18 protein-coding genes and 1 pseudogene are annotated in these 18,892 nt (G+C 73.2%); 10 read left to right on the forward strand and 9 right to left on the reverse strand.

From position 1 onward, the window contains the following. Positions 1-63: 63 nt before the first annotated feature. The 3 genes and pseudogenes from ACQFYA_RS04660 to ACQFYA_RS04670 all read left to right on the forward strand — a co-directional run. Positions 64-786: pseudogene (locus ACQFYA_RS04660) on the forward strand (inositol monophosphatase family protein); the annotation flags it as partial. Between the two features lie 163 nt (positions 787-949). Further along, complete coding sequence (locus ACQFYA_RS04665; RefSeq protein ID WP_499121883.1) at positions 950-1,486, forward strand: GrpB family protein; 537 nt, start codon at positions 950-952, stop codon at positions 1,484-1,486. Between the two features lie 454 nt (positions 1,487-1,940). Next, positions 1,941-2,399, forward strand: coding sequence for a hypothetical protein (locus tag ACQFYA_RS04670; protein WP_499121885.1), 459 nt, complete (start codon positions 1,941-1,943; stop codon positions 2,397-2,399). Positions 2,400-2,445: 46 nt separating this feature from the next. On the opposite strand, the gene ACQFYA_RS04675 is transcribed toward ACQFYA_RS04670, so the two are convergent. After that, on the reverse strand, positions 2,446-3,588 hold the full coding sequence (locus ACQFYA_RS04675; RefSeq protein WP_499121887.1) for an IS30 family transposase: 1,143 nt from the start codon (positions 3,586-3,588) through the stop codon (positions 2,446-2,448). 290 nt (positions 3,589-3,878) lie between these two features. On the opposite strand from ACQFYA_RS04675, the gene ACQFYA_RS04680 reads away from it, so the two are divergent. Continuing rightward, entirely contained in the window at positions 3,879-4,259 is a 381-nt protein-coding gene (locus ACQFYA_RS04680) for a YybH family protein (RefSeq protein WP_499121889.1), read from the forward strand. A 15-nt stretch (positions 4,260-4,274) separates the two neighbouring features. On the opposite strand, the gene ACQFYA_RS04685 is transcribed toward ACQFYA_RS04680, so the two are convergent. Further along, complete coding sequence (locus ACQFYA_RS04685; RefSeq protein WP_499127437.1) at positions 4,275-5,573, reverse strand: alpha/beta fold hydrolase; 1,299 nt, start codon at positions 5,571-5,573, stop codon at positions 4,275-4,277. Between the two features lie 62 nt (positions 5,574-5,635). Here ACQFYA_RS04685 and ACQFYA_RS04690 point away from each other — a divergent pair, with 62 nt between their 5' ends. After that, positions 5,636-6,355: a YqeB family protein gene (locus ACQFYA_RS04690; RefSeq protein ID WP_499121891.1), complete on the forward strand. Its 720-nt coding sequence runs from the start codon at positions 5,636-5,638 to the stop codon at positions 6,353-6,355. After that, a complete protein-coding gene (locus ACQFYA_RS04695; RefSeq protein ID WP_499121892.1) occupies positions 6,339-6,944 on the forward strand; it encodes a TetR/AcrR family transcriptional regulator in 606 nt (201 codons plus the stop codon). Before ACQFYA_RS04690 ends, ACQFYA_RS04695 begins: the two co-directional genes overlap by 17 nt. A 210-nt stretch (positions 6,945-7,154) precedes the next feature. Here ACQFYA_RS04695 and glpK read toward each other — a convergent pair whose 3' ends face one another. From glpK to ACQFYA_RS04710, 3 genes are all read right to left on the reverse strand, one after another. After that, entirely contained in the window at positions 7,155-8,669 is a 1,515-nt protein-coding gene (gene glpK / locus ACQFYA_RS04700) for a glycerol kinase GlpK (protein ID WP_499121894.1), read from the reverse strand. 75 nt (positions 8,670-8,744) lie between these two features. Beyond that, positions 8,745-9,506 carry an MIP/aquaporin family protein gene (locus ACQFYA_RS04705; RefSeq protein WP_499121895.1) on the reverse strand — a complete coding sequence of 254 codons (762 nt, stop codon included), beginning with the start codon at positions 9,504-9,506 and terminating at the stop codon, positions 8,745-8,747. 105 nt (positions 9,507-9,611) lie between these two features. Then, positions 9,612-11,357, reverse strand: coding sequence for a glycerol-3-phosphate dehydrogenase/oxidase (locus ACQFYA_RS04710; protein WP_499121896.1), 1,746 nt, complete (start codon positions 11,355-11,357; stop codon positions 9,612-9,614). Between the two features lie 99 nt (positions 11,358-11,456). Here ACQFYA_RS04710 and ACQFYA_RS04715 point away from each other — a divergent pair, with 99 nt between their 5' ends. Together ACQFYA_RS04715 and ACQFYA_RS04720 are read left to right on the forward strand one after the other, a co-directional pair. After that, positions 11,457-12,422, forward strand: coding sequence for a sugar-binding transcriptional regulator (locus ACQFYA_RS04715; RefSeq protein ID WP_499121897.1), 966 nt, complete (start codon positions 11,457-11,459; stop codon positions 12,420-12,422). 56 nt (positions 12,423-12,478) lie between these two features. Further along, on the forward strand, positions 12,479-13,009 hold the full coding sequence (locus tag ACQFYA_RS04720) for an amino-acid N-acetyltransferase (RefSeq protein WP_499121898.1): 531 nt from the start codon (positions 12,479-12,481) through the stop codon (positions 13,007-13,009). Positions 13,010-13,077: 68 nt separating this feature from the next. Here ACQFYA_RS04720 and ACQFYA_RS04725 read toward each other — a convergent pair whose 3' ends face one another. Then, positions 13,078-13,998 carry an HhH-GPD family protein gene (locus ACQFYA_RS04725; RefSeq protein WP_499121899.1) on the reverse strand — a complete coding sequence of 307 codons (921 nt, stop codon included), beginning with the start codon at positions 13,996-13,998 and terminating at the stop codon, positions 13,078-13,080. Between the two features lie 93 nt (positions 13,999-14,091). Next, positions 14,092-14,619 (reverse strand): hypothetical protein, encoded by a 528-nt coding sequence (locus tag ACQFYA_RS04730; protein WP_499121900.1) that lies wholly within the window; start codon positions 14,617-14,619, stop codon positions 14,092-14,094. Between the two features lie 127 nt (positions 14,620-14,746). Between ACQFYA_RS04730 and ACQFYA_RS04735 the strand changes: the two genes are divergently transcribed. Further along, positions 14,747-15,472, forward strand: a complete 726-nt coding sequence (locus ACQFYA_RS04735; protein WP_499121901.1) for a hypothetical protein — start codon at positions 14,747-14,749, stop codon at positions 15,470-15,472. Between the two features lie 71 nt (positions 15,473-15,543). On the opposite strand, the gene disA is transcribed toward ACQFYA_RS04735, so the two are convergent. Continuing rightward, positions 15,544-16,629: a DNA integrity scanning diadenylate cyclase DisA gene (gene disA, locus ACQFYA_RS04740; protein ID WP_499121902.1), complete on the reverse strand. Its 1,086-nt coding sequence runs from the start codon at positions 16,627-16,629 to the stop codon at positions 15,544-15,546. Positions 16,630-16,653: 24 nt separating this feature from the next. Then, on the reverse strand, positions 16,654-18,084 hold the full coding sequence (radA, locus tag ACQFYA_RS04745) for a DNA repair protein RadA (protein ID WP_499121904.1): 1,431 nt from the start codon (positions 18,082-18,084) through the stop codon (positions 16,654-16,656). Between the two features lie 70 nt (positions 18,085-18,154). On the opposite strand from radA, the gene ACQFYA_RS04750 reads away from it, so the two are divergent. After that, positions 18,155-18,847, forward strand: coding sequence for a DUF2087 domain-containing protein (locus ACQFYA_RS04750; protein WP_499121905.1), 693 nt, complete (start codon positions 18,155-18,157; stop codon positions 18,845-18,847). Positions 18,848-18,892 lie beyond the last annotated feature (45 nt).

The following is an 18,892-nucleotide window of genomic DNA, read 5'->3' on the forward strand; positions in this document are numbered from 1 at the left end:
GGGTGTCGGACGTGCCCTCGATCGGGCCGGCGTGCCGGTGCGGACGCGGAGGATCATGCGGCCATGCGATCCGACGATCTCGACCTGGCGCTGCGGGCGGCGCTCTCCGGTGCCGCGCTCGGTCTGCGGTACTTCGCGCAGGTGCAGGACCTCGCGCGCGAGCACAAGCTCGACGGGTCCGTGGTGACCCGCGCCGACCTCGCGGTCGAGGAGGAGGTGCGCCGCGTCCTGCGCGCCGGGCGGCCCGACGACGCGTTCCTGGGCGAGGAGACGGGCGAGCTCGGGTCCGGGCGGCGCCGGTGGATCCTCGACGGCATCGACGGGACGCTCGTCTTCGTCGAGGGCGACGACCGGTGGCAGACGCTGATCGCGCTCGAGGAGGACGGCGGGGTGGTCGTCGGCGTCGCGATCGTGCCCGCGCAGCACGAGGTCTGGTACGCCGCGCGGGGCCAGGGGGCGTTCGTCGCGGACGTCGTCGACGGGCGGGTGGCGGGGGAACGGCCCCTGCGCGTCAGCGCGCCGCCCGTGTCTCTCGGGTCGTCCCGGACGGCGGTGCTGCCGCCGGTCGCGATGGTGCCGGAGCAGTACCGGCCCGAGATCGACCGGCTGGTGGCCGCCGTCGAGCCGTCGGTCGACACCTCCGGATGGCGGGTGCACGGAGCCTTGCTCGTCGCTGCCGGCGAGCTCGACCTCGCGGTCCAGGTGGGCGGCAAGGTGTGGGACTACGCGCCGCTGTCGCTGGTCGTCACCGAGGCGAGCGGCAACTTCGGCGGCGACCGGGGGCAGCGGCACCCGGTCACGGGGACCGGCGTGTTCGCGTGTGACGACGCGACCGCCGCGGCGACGCGCGGCGTGCTCGCGGACCCCGAACGGCTGTCGGGGGTCGCTCCGCCGCGCGAGTATTGCGGACCACCGATGCTGGCGCGCTGCCGTGTGCCACGATGCGAGCGTGCGCCAGGACCGGATCGTCATCCAGCCGTACGACTCAGCGTGGCAGGGCGCCTTCGAGGAGCAGCGAGCGACGTTGACCGGTGCGCTGAAGGTCTGGCTCGTCGCACCGGTGGAGCACATCGGCTCGACCTCGGTGCCTGGACTTCCCGCGAAGCCGATCGTCGACATGCTCGCCCTGATCGACGACCATGCGTCCTTCGCGCCCGCCTTCGAGCCGCTCGAGGACATCGGATGGTTGCCGGCGCCCGAACCGGGGGACCTCGAGCGACGACGGTGGTCCGCGTGCTTTCCGAGCGTCGAACATCGCACGCATCACCTCCACGTCGTCGAGCAGAGGTCGGAGGCGTGGCCCGACTGGCTGCTGTTCCGCGACTATCTACGGGTCCACCCGGACGCGATGCGCCGGTACGCGGAGCTCAAACAAGAGCTCGCGGCTGGTGACGACCGAGATCGCACCCGCTACCGAAACGGCAAGGCGCCGCTGATCGGCACGCTGCTGCAGGAGGCGCGCTCCTGGCGCCTCGGCACGCCCTAGTACATCTAGGCCGATTTTCCAGGGATCGAGCCCGGCGGCGGGCCCGGGCTCTTGGGCTCGTCGAGGGCGTCGGGCGAAGGGGTCGACGTCCCTTCACGAGCCGGCGAACCCGGGCTCTTGGGCTCATCGAGGGAGTCGGTCGAAGGAGTCGACGTCCCTTCATGAGCCGGCGGGCCCGGGCTTCTAGGCTCGTCGAGGGAATCGTCGGAGCGACGTGCGCCCGGGCGGGTGGGAGTGCCGGGACTCGTCGGTTCGGTGGCATCGGAGTTCTCTGGGCCGCTCACAACATGTCTCCTTCGGTGGTGGAGTGCGAGCTGAGCACTGAACTTGATCTTCGCCCGGGGGCCGTGGCCGCACAAGGTGGCGACCGGCCCCACTTCAGTAATGACGGCGGTCTCAACCCATCAACGCAACACCCGACTCGCCAGGGTAGATGGTGCGGCAGGATGCGTTCATGAAGTCTTCAGCCAGTCAGCCCCTGCCGGTGGATCAGGTCAGTACTGACCTTCGAGCTTTCGCCGGGGAGCTTCGCCTGAGGTTGGAGGGCCGTGGGGAGGTCTCCACGCCTGACACTGACGGCTTTGGCGAGGGCTTCACAGTGCGCTCGGCCGTCGAGGGCACGGTTGAGGTATGGCTGATGCATGATGCGGAAGGGATCGTCGTCGGGCTGGACCGCTGTCCTGGCTGGGACCTGCCGCGCGAGTCCGGGAGCGTGGGCACCGTCGAGGCGATCGTCGAGGCTGCGGTAGGCGGGTCGATCGAAGTCGGCTCCGGTCGCGCGGTCCGCTCATATCGAGTCCCGATGCCGGACGGCACAGTCATGGAAGACACCGCCGAGGGCTCCGTGGCCACCTTGCTCGCGCTGCCGTGGAAGCCGCGTCTGCGCTGGCAGTCCGCCTCTCCGTACAGCTGATCGGAATCGCCCCAAACCTCGCGGACCGATCGCTGATTTGCGTGAGCTATGAAACCGCCTGCAGGTGCAGCCTCATCAAGTCGTGGGAAGTTGACCAGTCCAGGACGCGGCGGGGTCGGGCGTTGATCCGCTTAGCGATGTCGTCCAGGTCGCGCATCGAGTAGGTGTTCAGATCGGCGTTCTTCGACAGGTACTGCCGCAGGAGCCGGTTGGTGTTCTCGTTGCTGCCGCGCTGCCACGGACTGCGCGGGTCGCAGAAGTAGACCTCGAGCCCGAGCTCGGCGGCGAGCTCCTGATGCTCGGCCATCTCCCGGCCCCGATCCCAGGTCAGCGATCGCCGCAGTTCGGGTGGCAGCTGGCGCAGGTCCTCGGCGACTGCGCGTCGGACTGCGTCGGCCTTGATGCCGGCGTGCAGTGGGACGACGCGCACGAACCGGGTGCTGCGCTCGACCAGGGTCGCGACCGCCGAGGGACGCCTGCCCATCACCAGGTCACCCTCCCAGTGGCCGACCTCGACCCGGTCGGTCACGACCGCGGGCCGGTGATGGATCGAGACCATGTTGCGCAGCCGCCCACGTCCATGGGACTTCTGCTTTCCCCGCGGGCGGCGCACGGACCGGCCTGAACGCAGGTGCTTGGCCGCGCGGGCACCCAGCTCGCGGCGGCTCTCGACGTAGATGCTGCGGTAGATCGTCTCGTGCGACACGCGGTGTGATGTGTCGTCCGGGTACTGTCGCCGCAGCCATACCGCGATCTGCTGCGGCGACCAGTCCTCCTCCAGCCGGCCACGCACCATGGCGAGCAGGGCAGGGCTCGACGCCAGCCGCGAGGGTCGCGGCCGCTTCGCCCGTTCCCACGCCGCCGCATCGGCAGCGCGGGCGCGGTACCCGTCCCGGCCGCCGTTGCGAGCAACCTCCGGCGAGATCGACGACGGAGAACGGCCCAGCCGGGACGCGATCGCTCGCGCCGACAAGCCGGCAGCGATCCCGCGGGAGATCTCCTCACGGTCGGCCGCGCTCAGGTGCAGCCGGCTGCGACGACGCGGGGCCGGTCGCACACCACCGGTCTTCGCCAGGAGCCGGCGCACCGCATTCGGACTCGTACCGATCGTCCGACCGATCAGTCTGCTCGAATCACCCTCCCGCCACCGCTCCCACAACACCTGCTCCTGCTCCGCCAACAAGGCCACGCCCACCTCCGGCCGCCATCCTCTCCGAGGTGGTGCGTTGGTGGGTTGAGACCGCCACCGTTTCTGACGCCCTCCGTCTACCCGCCCTGGAGCGCCCTGACGCGCCGGTCAGCACCCACGTTCAAAACCCCGCCGGTTCAGAACCTCCGGCGTAGGTTTGTTGCTGTGGCCCAGGGCGCTGGTGATCGTCAGCGACTGCGCGCTCGGATCCCACGGCGTGCAGCGGCATGTCCGTGGAACCTGCGCCTGCACGGCGACACGGGTGCGCGGTCGGTGGGCATACTGCGGAGATGGCTGTGGACCGGGAGTCGGTGCGACGGTGGGTCGCCGGGTACGAGACGGCCTGGCGCACCGGCGACGTCACGGCCGTCGCTCGGCTCTTCGCCCAGGACGCGCGGTACGCGCGCTCGCCGTACGACCCGGACGAGCTCGTGGGGCACGACGCGATCCGCGGGTTCTGGACCGTCGACGAGGGCGCCGCGTTCACGATGACGGCCGAGCCGCTCGCCGTCGAGGGCGACGTCGCCGTCGTGCGGGTCGAGGTGAGCTACACCGCGCCCGAGGCGCAGGAGTACCGCGACCTGTGGGTGCTCCGCTTCGCCCCCGACGGCCGCGTCGCGGACTTCGAGGAGTGGGCGTACTGGCCGGGGAGGTCCTGGACGACGTCCTGAGTCAGGGTCGCCCGCTCACCGGCGGGCGCCCCCGCGGGCGTCCATCCGGGCGAGGAGCTTCGGGAACACGTCGCCGAGGCGCAGGCCGTCGTGCTCGAACTCGTTGGTCACCCATGCGCGGGCGTTCCCCACGTGCGCGGCGGTCGCGAGGGAGAGGTCGGCGTCGACGAACATGTCGTCGTGGTAGACCGCCGCCTCGAGCGGCACCTCGTTCGTGGCGAGCACGTCGAGGTCGTACAGGTCGTCCCAGTCGGTGCGGGCGGCGAGGGCCTCGGCGGCGGCGCGGAACGGCCGCAGCGCCGCGACCTGGTCGAACATCCAGGGGTAGATCATCTCGCCGGTGAACAGCAGCGGCCGGGCGCTGGCGCCGAACGCCGGGTCGTCGTCGCGCACCCGCTGGGCGGCCCACGCGGTGGCGCCCGTGCCGGCCTGGGCGTAGATCGACTCGTGCAGGACGGCGTACATCGGGTTGGTGGCGAAACCGGTGGCGGCCTCCACCTCGGCGAGGAAGGTGTCGGTCGGCTCGTCCGAGGCCGCGTCGAACGCCTCGTCCACGATCCAGTGCACCCGCTCGAAGCCGGGCCCCATGCCGAAGGCCGTGCCGAGGGTCTGGAACCGCTCGACGGTGAGCAGGTCGCCGCCGGGCAGCCGGACGTCCCCGACGGCGACGCGGTCGGCGATCCGGGCGATGCGGGCCGCGTCGTCGGGGTACCGCTCCCGGTACAGGGCGTTCTTGGCGACGACGCGCGGCTGGGTGCGCCGGTAGACGTCCTCGGCGCTCGCGGTGAGGCCGGCGAGGCCGCCGGTGACGTACGACGCCGCGACGCCCTCGGGCGCGAGCGACAGGTATGTGAGGGTGAGGAACCCGCCGTACGACTGCCCGAGCGTCGACCAGCGCCGCCCGCCGTACACGGTCTTCCGCACGTGCTCGGCATCCGCGACGATCGAGTCGGCGCGGAAGTGCGTGAGGTGCTCGGCCTGGGCGTCGGCCGAGCCGAGGGCGGTCAGCGCGCCGGCGCGCACGGCGGTCGAGCGGCCGGTGCCGCGCTGGTCGAGCAGCACCACGCGGAACCGCTTGAGCGCCTCGCCCACCCAGCCGTCGGGGCCCGTGGGGCGCGGCCCCTTGCCGCCGGGCCCGCCCTGCAGGAAGACGAGCAGAGGCAGGTCCTCGTCGCGCCTCGTGGGGTCGACGACCTCGCGCACGAAGAGCGAGACCGTGCGCCCGTCGTCGGGGCGCGACCAGTCCAGGGGCACCGTGAGGGTGCGGTCGGTGACGTGGACGCCGGGGATCGTGTACGCGGAGGTGCCCGTGATGCTCACAGGGCTCAGCGTAGGCCGGATTGCATTAATGGAGTGCGTGCTCCAATAATTGCCGGGTGCAGACCGTCGAGCGGACCACCGAGGTGCGCCAGCCCGCGTCCGTCCCTCTCCTCGTGGGCCTCGCGACGCTCGCGCTCGGCGTCGGGCTGGGCTTCGGGCTGCCGCCGCTCGCCCGGGCGGTGCAGGGCCTGCTCGACGCGAGCCCGCTCCCCAGCCTCGGCCCGGTCGAGCTGCTCGCGGGCCTGCCGCTCGCCTGGTCCGTCCCGATCCTGGGCGGCCTCGGCCTGGTCGGCGGGGTCGTCCTGGCGCTGACCACGATCGGGGAGGCGCTGCGCCTGACCGTCGCCGACGACCACCTGGAGCACCGCACGGACGACCGCGAGGGCTGGGTCGAGCGGCGCGACGTCACGGACGTCTTCCGCGACGGCCGGTACGTGCTGCTCCTCGGCTCCCGCGGCGCGCCCCGGGCGCGCCTGGACGCCGACACGCTGCGCCGGGCCGACGTCCGGCGCGCCTTCGAGGCGCACGGGTGGCCGTGGCGCGACGCCGACCCCTACGACGGCGAGTACGAGCGATGGATGGACGGCCGGCCCGGGTTCACGCCCGACGAGCACGCGCTGCTGCGGCGCCGGCTCGCGGAGCGCAAGGACGCCGACGCCGTGGCGGAGGCCGACGCCGAGCTCGCCGCGCGGGGTCTCGCGGCCCGGCGTCGCGACGACCGGCTCCAGGTGCGGCGCTTCGCCGTCACGGCCGACGACCGTGGCCCGCACCGTTGACCCCGCGCGCCACGAGGCGCGCAGGCTCCAGATCGTCGATGCCGGCCTGACCGTGCTCGCCGAGCGCGGGTACGAGGGGGCGACGACGGCCGCGATCTGCCGCCGGGCCGGCATCGGGTCGGGCACGTTCTTCCACTACTTCGCCACCAAGACGGAGCTCGTCCTGGCGATCCTCGAGCTCGGCACGGCCGAGACGGTGGCGCAGGCCGCGGCCCTCGAGAGCCGCACGGACGCGCTCGGCGTCCTGCTCGAGCTGCTCGGCTCGTGGGCCGACGACGCCGCCGACCCGCGCATCCCCGGCTTCGTGCGCGCGGTCGCGGGCGTCATGCACCTGCCTGCCGTCGCGACGGCCCTCGAGGCCGACGACCGGGCGCAGCTCGACCTGCTCGTCCCCTGGGTCGAGCGCGGCCAGGCCACGGGGGAGGTCCGGGCCGACCTGGCGCCGGCGCGCATCGCCTCGTGGCTGGCGCTGCTGTCCGGCGGCTTCCTCGAGCGCGTCGCGACGGACGACGCCTTCACCGTCGAGGGCGAGCGCGACCTCCTGCTCCGCACCGCGGAGACCTTCCTCCGCGGAGACGTCGCTGGCTGAGCCTGTCGAGACCTCTGAGCGAGAGTCGCACCGGGTTTCGACAGGCTCGACCAGCGCCCCCACCACAACGTGCAGCAAGCCGGACGCAGAGCGGCGGGGAGGGAACCTCGTGCGGGCGGCCGTAGGTGTTCCCGAAGTGGAGGGCGCCCTGGCGCCCGTGAACGCGGCCGCCCGCACGAGGTTCCCTCCCCGCCGCGGGCTCAAGGACGACTACTGCACATCAGCATCCACCCAGTCGAAGGTCTTGGTCACGGCCTTCTTCCAGGACCGGTAGAGGCGCTCGCGCTCGTCCTCGGCCATGGCCGGCGACCAGCGCTTGTCCTCCGCCCAGTTCGCGGTGACGTCCTCCTCGCCCTTCCAGAAGCCGACGGCGATGCCGGCGGCGTAGGCGGCGCCGAGCGCCGTCGTCTCGGCGACCTTGGGCCGCACGACGTCGACGCCGAGCTGGTCGGCCTGGAATTGCATGAGCAGCTCGTTCTGGACCATGCCGCCGTCCACCTTGAGCTCGGTGAGCTGGACGCCGGAGTCGAGCCGCATCGCGTCGACGACCTCGCGGGTCTGGAAGGCCACGGCCTCCAGCGCCGCGCGCGCGATGTGGTTGCGGTTGACGTACCGCGTGAGCCCGACGAGGGCACCGCGGGCGTCGGGTCGCCAGTAGGGCGCGAAGAGCCCGGAGAACGCCGGCACGAAGTACGCGCCGCCGTTGTCGTCGACCTTGCGGGCCAGCCACTCGACGTCGGGGGCGTCCTCGAACATGCCGAGGTTGTCCCGGAGCCACTGGATGAGCGAGCCCGTCACGGCGATGGAGCCCTCGAGGGCGTACACCTGGGGGGCGTCGCCGATCTTGTAGCAGACGGTGGTGAGCAGGCCGTTCTTGCTCGGCACCTTCTCCGTGCCCGTGTTGAGGAGCATGAAGTTGCCGGTGCCGTAGGTGTTCTTCGCGGTGCCGACCTCGAAGCACGCCTGGCCGAACGTCGCGGCCTGCTGGTCGCCGAGGATGCCGGCGATGGGCACGCCGGGGACCATGCCCCGCGGCCGGCCGGTGCCGTACACCTCGGAGGAGGAGCGGATCTCGGGCAGCATCGACATCGGGATGCCCATGTCCGCGGCGATGTCCTCGCGCCAGCTGAGGGTGTCGAGGTCCATGAGCATGGTGCGCGACGCGTTGGTGACGTCGGTGACGTGCACGCCGCCCTCGGACCCGCCCGTCATGTTCCACAGCACCCAGGTGTCGGTGTTGCCGAACAGCAGGTCGCCGCGCTCGGCGGCCTCGCGCGCGCCCTCGACGTTGTCGAGGATCCACTTCACCTTGGGGCCGGAGAAGTACGTCGCCAGCGGCAGGCCGACGATCGACTTGTACTTCTCGGGGCCCTCGTCGCCGCCCAGCTCGTCGACGATCGCCTGCGTGCGGGTGTCCTGCCACACGATCGCGTTGTACACCGGCTTGCCGGTGTTCTTGTCCCAGACGACGGCGGTCTCGCGCTGGTTGGTGATGCCGATGGCGGCGAGGTCGGTGTGCGCCAGGTTGCCGCGGGTGAGCGCGAGCCCGACGACCTCGCGGACGTTGCTCCAGATCTGCTCGGCGTTGTGCTCGACCCAGCCCGCCTTGGGGAAGATCTGCTCGTGCTCGAGCTGGCCGGTGGAGACGATCCGGCCGGAGTGGTCGAAGACGATGGCACGCGAGCTCGTCGTGCCCTGGTCGATGGCGAGGACGTAGTCAGCCATGGGGGATGCCCTTCACGTCGATGTGGGTGGTGAGGTGCCGGCCGGGCCGGCGATGGCCCGGCCGGCGGGGTCGGGTCAGGAGTAGACGGAGCCCAGGAGGCCGGCGAGCACGCCGCCCACCAGCGGGCCGGCCACAGGCACCCAGGAGTAGGCCCAGTCGCTGGAGCCCTTGCCCTTGATGGGCAGGAAGGCGTGCGCGATGCGCGGGCCGAGGTCACGTGCCGGGTTGATGGCGTACCCCGTCGGACCACCGAGGGAGGCACCGATGGCCACCACGATGAGGGCGACGGCGAGCGGTCCGAGCTCGTTCGGCGTCTTGCCGGAGACGACGACGAAGAACACCAGCACGAAGGTCGCGACGACCTCGGTGATGAAGTTCCAGCCGTAGGAGCGCAGCTCCGGACCGGTCGAGAACACCGCGAGCTTGGTGGCCCCCGGCGCCTCCTCGTCGAAGTGCTTCTTGTAGACGATGAACGCCAGCACGGCGCCGATGATCGCGCCGATCATCTCCGCCCCGAAGTAGATGAACATGTTGCTCACGGTCGGCTCGATCGTGGCGGTGACCCGCCCCTCCGGGCCGGTGAGCGTGGCGAACGGCTGCTGCGCCGTGTAGAGGCCGATCGTCACCGCGGGGTTGAGGTGCGCGCCGGACTTGTACGCGGTGAAGACACCCGCGAAGACCGCGAGGCCCCACCCGAAGTTGACGAGCAACCAGCCTCCGTTGAACCCCTTGGTTCTCGGGAGCACCACGTTGGCGACGACGCCGGCGCCCAGCAGGATCAGCGTCGCGGTCCCGAGGATCTCGGACCAGAACGCCTGCATGATCAATGAGTCCATCGTCGGATCTCTTTCTCTTGAGGGACCACGTTGTCTTCTCCGGTGTCGGAGAGAGCCCGCGACGGGCGATGCCCTGCGGGAGTCCCGGCCAGGGTGCCGGGTCGGTCAGCCCCGCAGGGGCTGCATGGCGGCGACGTCGGGTGCGCGCAGGCGTGCGGCCTCCGCGCTGGCGTCGTCGGGCTCGTTCTCCGCCGCGTCCTCGGACCGGGCGCGTGCGGTGTAGGCGTCGATCTCGGCCTGCTTCGCGGCGTCGTCCCAGCCGAGCAGGGGCGCCGCGATGTCGGCGATCTCGGGCAGGGCGGCGATGCCCCGGTCCGCGACCTCGTACACGAGGCGCGTGCGGTGCAGCAGCAGGTCCTCGAGGTGCAGCGCGCCCTCGTGGGTGACGCCGAAGTGGATCTCGGCGCGCAGGTAGGCGGGGGCGTGCTCCAGCGGCCGGGCGAGCGACGGGTCCTGCTCGCACAGGTCGACGAGCTCCCTGAGCTGGGAGCCGTAGCGGTGCAGCAGGTGATCGACCATGGGCGGCTTCCAGCCGTACTTCGCCGCCCAGGTGCGGGCCAGTCGGCGTGTGGCCTGGAGGCCGACGGCGCCGAGCAGCGGGATCTCGTGGGTGATCGACGGCAGCGCGGCGGCGCGCTGGCCGATGGCGAAGTCCACGGCGTCCTTCGCCATCACGCGGTAGGTGGTGAGCTTGCCGCCGGCGATGACGGTGAGGCCGGGCACCGGGCTCGCGACGGTGTGCTCGCGCGACACCTTGGCCGAGCTGGTGCCCTCCTTGGTGCCGGGCTGCAGCAGCGGCCGCAGGCCCGCGTAGGTGCCGATGATGTCGTCGCGGGACAGCGGGTGCGCCAGGACGGCGTTGGCGTGGTCCAGCACGTAGTCGATGTCCTGCGCGGTGGCGACGGGGTGGACCGGGTCCTGGGTCCACGGGGTGTCGGTGGTGCCCACCACCCAGTACCGCGACCACGGGATGACGAACAGCACCGACTTCTCGGTCTGCAGGATCAGGCCGACGGTGCCCTTGATGCGTTCGCGGGGCACCACGATGTGCACGCCCTTGGAGGCCAGTACGCGCAGCCCGCCGGAGTCGCCGGCCAGCGCCTCCGTGTCCTCCGTCCACACGCCGGTCGCGTTGATGACGTGCCGGGCGCGGACGGTGAACTCCTCGCCGCTCTCGAGGTCGGTGAGGACGGCGCCGTTCACCGCGCCGGTGGAGCCCTTGGTGAGCGCCACGACCTGGGTGCGGGCTGCCGCGTGGGCGCCGTAGCTCACGGCGGTGCGCACCAGGGTGGACACGAGGCGGGCGTCGTCGACGGACGCGTCCCAGTACTGCACGGCCCCGATCGCGGCGTCGTGCGCGAGGTCGGGGAACTTGCTCTCCATCCGCCGCCGGCTCAGGTGGCGGTGCAGCGGCATGGCGCGGCGACCCGGGGCGAGCGAGGCGAGGGTGTCGTAGAGCGCGATGCCGGCGCCGACGTACGCGCGCTCCCACAGCCGGTGCTCCAGCGGGTAGAGGAACGGCACGGGCTTGACCAGGTGCGGCGCGATCTCCTTGAGCAGGAGGTCGCGCTCGGTCAGCGCCTCCTTGACCAGGTGGAAGTCGAGCATCTGCAGGTAGCGCAGCCCGCCGTGCACCAGTTTGCTGCTGCGGCTGGAGGTGCCGGACGCCCAGTCCTGCGCCTCGACGATCGCCGTCGACAGGCCGCGGGTGGCGGCGTCGAGCGCGATGCCGGCGCCCGTGACACCGCCCCCGATGACCAGGACGTCGAGCTCGCCGCTCGGCGAGCCCGAGTCCTTCATCGCAGCGAGCGCCTGGGTGCGTGACTCGGCGGTGAGCCGGGTGGAGGCCATCGTGATTCCTTCCGATCGGCGGAGACGGTCCCAGACCAGCACCGGCGGCACGTCCGCGCAACCTGGGTGCACGAACGTGCAGGGTGAGATCCTGGCGGCATGCCGAACTACATGGCGGGCTACCGAGAGCGCGACGTCGTCATGGCCGCGACGATGTACTACCTGCAGGACATGAAGATGGAGACGATCGCGCGGCACCTGCGCACGTCGCGCTCCACCGTGTCGCGGCTGATCAAGCGGGCGCGCGACACCGGCGTCGTCGAGATCACGCTGCGCCCGGGCCCCTCCCGCGCCCCCGGCCTCAGCCAGGAGATCGCCGAGCGGCACGGCATCGACGCCTACGTGGTGCCCGTCTCGGACTCCGCCACGGACGACGACCGCCTGCAGCAGGTGTCCATCACCACCGCCCGCCTCCTGGCGCGCTGGTTCGACTCCGACATGGTGCTGGGCGTCGCATGGGGCACCACCCTCGCCGCGATCACCGAGCACCTGCCGCACAAGCCGACCCGCGGGTCCGCCGTCGTGCAGCTCAACGGCGCCGCCAACACGCGCACGTCGGGCATGAGCTACGCCGGCGACCTCATCTCCGGCTTCGGCACCGCCTTCGACGCGTCGGTGCACTACTTCCCGGTGCCCGCATTCTTCGACTTCGCCGAGACCAAGGCCGCGATGTGGCGCGAGCGGTCCGTGCGCCGCGTCCTCGACGTCCAGGGCCGGGCCGACATCGCCCTGTTCTCCGTGGGCGCCCTCACGGGCGGCGTGCCGTCGCACGTGTACTCGGCCGGCTACCTGGACCCCGACGACGTCGCCGTCCTCGACGCCGAGGACGTGGTGGGCGACGTGTGCACCGTCTTCATCCGCTCGGACGGCACCTACCGCGACATCCCGCTCAACGCGCGTGCCACCGGGCCGTCACCCGCCGAGCTGCGACGCATCCCGCGGCGGCTGTGCGCCGTCGCGGGCGACAACAAGGTGGCGCCCCTGCGGGCGGCGCTCGCGGCCGGCGTCGTCACCGACCTGGTCGTGGACGAGGCCACCGCCGCCGCGCTCGTGGAGGAGGCGTGAACGTCCGTGCACCGGGCGCCCGCGCCCGGGCCGGGGCGCGACCGTAGAGTGTCGGCGTGCTCCCGGACCCTCCTCACGACCACGGCGCGTCCTTCGCCGTCCGCCCCGCGCTGCCGGCCGACATGCGGTCCGTGCGCCGGCTGGTGGAGCCGTACGCCGAGCGACGGATCCTCCTGGCCAAGGAGATGGTGGGCTACTACGAGGCCGTGCAGGAGTTCCTGGTGGCCGCGGACGTCGACGGCGGCGTCATCGGGTGCGGTGCCCTCCACGTCATGTGGGACGACCTGGCCGAGGTGCGGACGCTCGCCGCGGACGCGACGTGGCGCGGCCGCGGCGTGGGCCACGCGATCGTCGAGGGACTGGTCGGCCGGGCCCGCGAGCTCGGGCTCCGGCGCGTCTTCTGCCTCACCTTCGAGGTCGAGTTCTTCCGGACGCACGGGTTCCGCGAGATCGACGGCACCCCCGTGACCCCCGACGTCTACACCGAGCTGCTGCGCTCCCACGACGACGGCGTCGCGGAGTTCCTCGACCTCGCACGCGTCAAGCCCAACACCCTCGGCAACACGCGGATGCTCCTCGAGCTCTGACCACCCCGCAGGGACCGCTGGTTGAGCCTGTCGAAACCCCGTGCCCGTCTCGACAGGCTCGACGACCGTCACCGCGGCAGGTGGTACCGACCCGCGTCGTCCTGCTCGACGAGGCCGTCCTCCACCAGGCCGGCCAGGCAGCGGCCCACCTGGGCCTGGTCCGGGCCGGAGTCGGCGAGCAGCGCGCGGGGCAGCGGGTCGTGCGCGGAGCGGAGCGCCGCCATGAGCCGGCCGCGCACCTGGCGGTCCGTGCCGTGCCAGGACTGGGTGCGACGCCGGTGCGCGTGCTCGTCCGGCGGGTGCCCGGCGGCGCGCCAGGCGCACAGGTCGGCCACGGGGCAGGCACCGCAGCGCGGGGCCCGGGCGGCGCACACCACCGCGCCCAGCTCCATCGACGCGGCGGCCCACCGTGCGGCGGTCGCGTCGTCGTCGGGCACGACGCCGGCGGCGAGGTCCCGCTCCGCCGCCGTGGGGGAGGGGGCGCCGAGCGCGGTGCCGCCGAGGGTGCGGGCCAGCACCCGGCGCACGTTGGTGTCGACGACGACGGAGCGTCGGCCGAACGCGAACGCGCGCACGGCGGCCGCGGTGTACTCCCCGATGCCGGGCAGCGCACGCAGCGCGTCCTCGTCGTCGGGGACGGCGCCGTCGTGCCGCTCGACGATCGCCGCCGCGCACTGCTGGAGCCGTAGCGCCCGGCGCGGGTAGCCCAGCCTGTCCCAGGCGCGCAGCACGTCCGCGGTGGGGGCGGCCGCGAGGTCGGCCGGCGTGGGCCAGCGCTCCAGCCAGGCCCGCCACACCGGCTCGACCCGCACGACCGGCGTCTGCTGCAGCATCACCTCGCTGACGAGCACGCCCCACGGCGTGCGGTCGGGGTGCCGCCAGGGCAGGTCGCGCGCCGCGTCGTCGAACCACGCCACGGTGCGCGCGACCAGCGCGTCCGGGCGGGACGACGGGGCCGTGGGCTGCGAGGCGGGGGCGAGGGGCGGCACGGTCGCCCATTCTCGCCCACGACCTGTCAGAGCCACGCGCGGGTAGGGCAGGACGTGGCTCTGACAGGTCGTGGACCCGGGCAGTTGTCAGAGTCACGTGGGGGTATACCCGTCCCTGGCTCTGACAGGTCGCGAGGAGTGGGCGGCGGCGCGGCTCCCCGGCCAGGGAAGTCGCGCGTCGTACGGTGGCGCCGCGGCACCGATCGAGACGGAGGGATGGCCCGTGGCACGTGCGGACGACGGGCGTCGAGGTGCCAGCACCTCGCGCGGCTCCGGTGCGCGCTCCGGCACAGGGCGCACCGGCGGTTCCGGCGCGTCCGGGCGCTCGGGCGCGGCGTCGGGCAAGCGGCCCGCGAGCGGGTCGGGCCGGTCGTCGACGTCGTCGCGGGGCGCCTCGCCGGGCGCGGCGAAGGGGACGTCGAAGGGCGGCGCGTCGACGTCGAAGGCCGGCGCCAAGGGCTCGTCCCAGGGCCGCCCGACGTCCGGCTCCGCGCGCTCCGGCGGCACGAGGTCGACGGCGACCCGGTCGACGTCCGCCCGTTCCACGTCGACGCGCTCGACCTCCGCCCGTTCCACGTCGACGCGCTCGTCGGGCGCGCGCGGCGGCCGGAAGGTCGTCACGACGTCTCGGCTCGTCGCCCCCGGGTCGTCCCGCTCGGGCGCACGCTCCGCGGCCGGGCGACGGACGAGCACCCGGACGGCGGCCCCGCGTCGCGGCCGTCGCCCGGCCGTCGTCTCGCTGCTGGTCGTGGTGCTGCTCTGCGTGGCGGGCGTCGCCGGCGGCTACGGGGTCGGTCGCGTCGTCGACGGCGCGCGCAGCCTGCTGGCCGGGCCCGAGAGCCTCCCGGCGGACAAGGTGGCCGCCCCCGAGCCGCTCGACGTCGGCGGCCCGGCGACCGCGTGCCGTCCGGAGAACGTGGAGCTGCGGCTGTCGTCGAGCGCGAACACCGTGACGGCGGGGTCGCCGATGTCGTTCATGGTGCGCGTGACGAACGTCGGTCGCGTGCCGTGTCTCTTCGACGGCGCCGCGGCGAGCCGCGCGGTGACGATCACGGACGAGTCGGGGAAGGAGCGGGTCTGGTCCTCCGCGGACTGCTCCGACGGGTCGACGATGCTGCTGCTGGGGCCGGAGGACGTCAACGCCGGTGAGGTGCACTGGAAGTCGGTGCAGTCGGCGAAGGGCTGCCCGAAGGGGTCCGCCGCGGTCGGGCCGGGCACCTACCGGGCCACCGCGACGCTCGCGGACGTCCCCGGGGCCAAGAGCGAGCCCGTCACCTTCACCGTCGCCGAGAAGGCGAAGGCGACCGACTCGGGCGAGGACGCCCAGGCGGGCGACCCGGGCACCGAGGCCAAGTCGTCCGACACCCCGACGTCCGACACCGAGCCGGCCGAAGACAAGACGGCTGACGAGAAGACGGCTGACGAGAAGACGGCCGACGAGAAGACGTCAGACGACGCGGGCGAGGACGGCTGATCGTCGTCCGGTCGGTCGGCGTGCACGACATCCCGACGCGACGGGAGTGACCCCGGTCAGGCGGCGCACCGTCAGACGTAGCGCTCCAGGATGCTGGACTCGGCGAGGCGCGACAGGCCCTCGCGCACCGCGCGGGCGCGCTGCTCGCCGACCCCGTCGACGGCCATGAGGTCGTCGACGCTCGCGGCGAGGAGCTTCTGCAGCCCGCCGAAGTGCCCGACCAGGCGCTCGATGATGGCGGCGGGCAGGCGCGGCACCTTGGACAGCAGCCGGTAGCCGTGCGGCGCGACCGCGGCGTCGAGCGCGACGCCGCCGCCGGGCAGCTCCAGCACCCGGCCGATGTGGCCGAGGTCGAGAAGCTGCGCGGAGTCGAGTGCGGCGAGGTCGGCCTGCACGCCGGCGAGGGAGCGGCCGCTGCGCTCAAGCTCGACGTAGTCGCGCACCACGAAGTCGCGGTCGGAGCCGATGCCGCCGATCAGCTCGTCGAGCTGCAGGGCGAGGAGGCGGCCGTCGGCGCCGAGCTCGACGACGTACCCGTCGATCTCCTCCGAGATGCGGCGCACCATCTCCAGGCGCTGGACGACCGAGCACACGTCGCGCACGGTGACGAGGTCCTCGATCTCCAGGGCGGACAGGGTGCCGGACACCTCGTCGAGGCGGGAGCGGTACCGCTCGAGGGTGGCGAGCGCCTGGTTGGCGCGCCCCAGGATGGTGTCCGGGTCCTCCAGCACGTGCCGGTGCGACCCGACGTAGATCGCGATGATCCGCATGGACTGGCTGACGGAGATCACCGGGAGGCCGGACTGCTTGGCGACCCGCTCCGCGGTGCGGTGCCGGGTGCCGGACTCGCTGGTCTCTATCGACGGGTCGGGCAGCAGCTGCACGGCGGCGCGCCGGATGCGGGTGGCGTCGTGGTCGAGCACGCACGCGCCATCCATCTTCGACAGCTCCCGCAGCCGGGTGGCGGAGAACTGGACGTCCAGCTCGAAGCCGCCGGAACACATCTGCTCGACCGTCTTGTCGAGGCCGAGCACGATGAGCGCGCCCGTGCGGCCGCGCAGGATGCGCTCCAGCCCGTCGCGCAGCTCGGTGCCGGGGGCGACCGCGGCAAGCGTCTCCCGGAGCAGGGCATCGGAGTGCACGGAGGAGGGAGCCACGGGGGAATCCTACGACGTGGGGGGTCACTCGCCCCGGCGATCCGCCGATCGGACTCCGACACCGGCGAGCTCGACCGCCTCGGCGAGGTGCCGGGCCTCCAGGAGCTGCATGCCGGGGGGCGCCTTGACGGCGGCCCCGGCGGGCACGACGGCGCGCACGAAGCCGAGGCGCGCCGCTTCGCCGACGCGTCGGTCCAGCCCGGTGACGGGCCGGATGTCGCCCGCGAGGCCGACCTCGCCGAGCGCGACCGTGCCGGTGGGCAGCGGCTCGCCCGTGCGGGCCGAGACGATCGCGAGGGACGTGGCCAGGTCGGCCGCGGGCTCGGTGACGCGGGCGCCGCCGATGGTGGACACGTACACGTCCTGGTCGGCCAGCCGCAGGCCGGCGTGGCGGTGCAGGACGGCGAGGATCATCGCCAGCCGGGACGACTCCACGCCGCTGGTGGTGCGGCGCGGGTTGGCGAGCGGCGACGGGGCGACGAGCGACTGGAGCTCCAGGGCCAGGGGGCGGCGGCCCTCGAGCGTCACCGTCACGCAGGTGCCCGGCACGCCCGCGCCGAGGTGAGACAGGAACAGCCCGCTCGGGTCGCTAAGTCCGACGATGCCCGACTCGGACAGCTCGAAGCAGCCGACCTCGTCCGTGGGGCCGTACCGGTTCTTCACGGCGCGCACCATGCGCAGCCGCGAGTGCCGGTCGCCCTCGAACTGGCAGACGACGTCGACCAGGTGCTCCAGCGTGCGCGGCCCGGCCACCGTCCCGTCCTTGGTGACGTGGCCGACCAGCAGCACGGGCACCTGCCGCGACTTGGCCACGGCGATGAGCGCCGCCGCGACCTCGCGCACCTGGCTGACGCCGCCGGGGGCGCCGTCCACCTCGGCGGAGGCGATGGTCTGCACGGAGTCCACGACCAGCAGGTCGGGCTCGTTGGCCTCGACGTGACCGAGCACGGTGCCGAGGTCGGTCTCCGCGGCGAGCAGCAGGCTCGGCGCCAGCGCGCCCACGCGCTCGGCCCGCAGGCGCACCTGACCGGCGGACTCCTCGCCCGTCACGTAGAGCACGGTGCGGGCGTCGCGGCCGTCGGCGCCGCGCGCGTACGTGGCCGCCACGTCGAGCAGCAGCGTCGACTTGCCGACGCCCGGCTCGCCGGCCAGCAGCACGACCGCGCCGGGCACGAGCCCGCCGCCCAGCACGCGGTCCAGCTCGTCCACCCGCGTGGGCGCGGCCTGCGCGGCGGCGACGTCGATGTCCGCGATCGGCCGCGCCGGCGTCCGGCCCGGGCTCACGGCCACCGTGCGCGGCCCCGTCGACGCGGGGCCCTCGTCGGTGACCGTGCCCCACTCCTGGCACTCGCCGCACCGCCCCACCCACTTGGGGGTGGTCCACCCGCACTCCGTGCAGCGGTAGCCGGGGCGCGACTGCTTGGCGCGGGTGCGGGACGACGTCGTGGTGCTCACGTCGTCAGACGCTAGAGGTCGGTACCGACAGCGGCCCCGCGCCCGGAGCGCCGCGCGGGATGATGACGGCGTGACCCCCGTGAACCCCGACGTCACCCGGTTCCTGCACGACGGGCGTCTGGTCGTGATGCCCCGGCGGTGGGAGCACCGGAGGGCCGTGGCGCGCTGGCTCGCGCACGCCGTGCTGCCCGACCTGCTCGAGCCGGTGGGGGAGCGCGAGCTCACCCGGAGGCTGGCGGCGCTCGCGGACGACCCGGTCGGGGCGCGGCGCGCGATGGTCGACCTCGGGCTCGTGCGCCGCACCCGCGACGGCGCCGAGTACTGGCGCACGGAGCTGACGGAGTACGACGACGTCGCGGCGGGCGACGGCGACCACCGCACGTTCCACCTCGACGGCGCCCGGGTCGACTCGATCGCCACGTTCTACGCCGAGCTGGACCGCGTGCTCATGACGGGCGAGGGCTGGACGCTGGGCCAGAGCCTCGACGCCCTGGACGACCTGCTGCACGGCGGGTTCGGCGGCGTGCAGGGCGCCGGCCGGGTCACCGTCGTCTGGCACGGCTTCGCCCGGTCCCGCGACGCGCTGGGGTTCGCGGCCACGCGCACCTACTACCTCGCGAAGCTCGCCGACCCGCAGGTGTTCGACGCCGCGCGCTTCCGCCGGCGGCTCGCCGACCTCGAGGCGGGCCGCGGCAAGACCTACGCGGAGCTGGTCCTCGAGGTCTTCGCCGGCCACCCGGAGGTGGAGCTCGTCCTGCGCTGACCCGGGGCGCCGGTCGCGGGCAGGTCGACACGCGGCCGTGGGACG

The organism is Promicromonospora sp. Marseille-Q5078, assembly GCF_050315395.1.
In the GTDB taxonomy this organism is placed as follows: Bacteria; Actinomycetota; Actinomycetes; order Actinomycetales; family Cellulomonadaceae; genus Isoptericola.

Coding starts and splice junctions, on each gene's coding strand:
- ACQFYA_RS04670 (WP_499121885.1), top strand. CDS start 1,941: ATGAAGTCTTCAGCCAGTCAGCCCCTGCCGGTGGATCAGGTCAGTACT.
- ACQFYA_RS04710 (WP_499121896.1), bottom strand. CDS start 11,357: ATGGCCTCCACCCGGCTCACCGCCGAGTCACGCACCCAGGCGCTCGCT.
- glpK (WP_499121894.1), bottom strand. CDS start 8,669: ATGGCTGACTACGTCCTCGCCATCGACCAGGGCACGACGAGCTCGCGT.
- ACQFYA_RS04680 (WP_499121889.1), top strand. CDS start 3,879: ATGGCTGTGGACCGGGAGTCGGTGCGACGGTGGGTCGCCGGGTACGAG.
- ACQFYA_RS04705 (WP_499121895.1), bottom strand. CDS start 9,506: ATGGACTCATTGATCATGCAGGCGTTCTGGTCCGAGATCCTCGGGACC.
- ACQFYA_RS04715 (WP_499121897.1), top strand. CDS start 11,457: ATGCCGAACTACATGGCGGGCTACCGAGAGCGCGACGTCGTCATGGCC.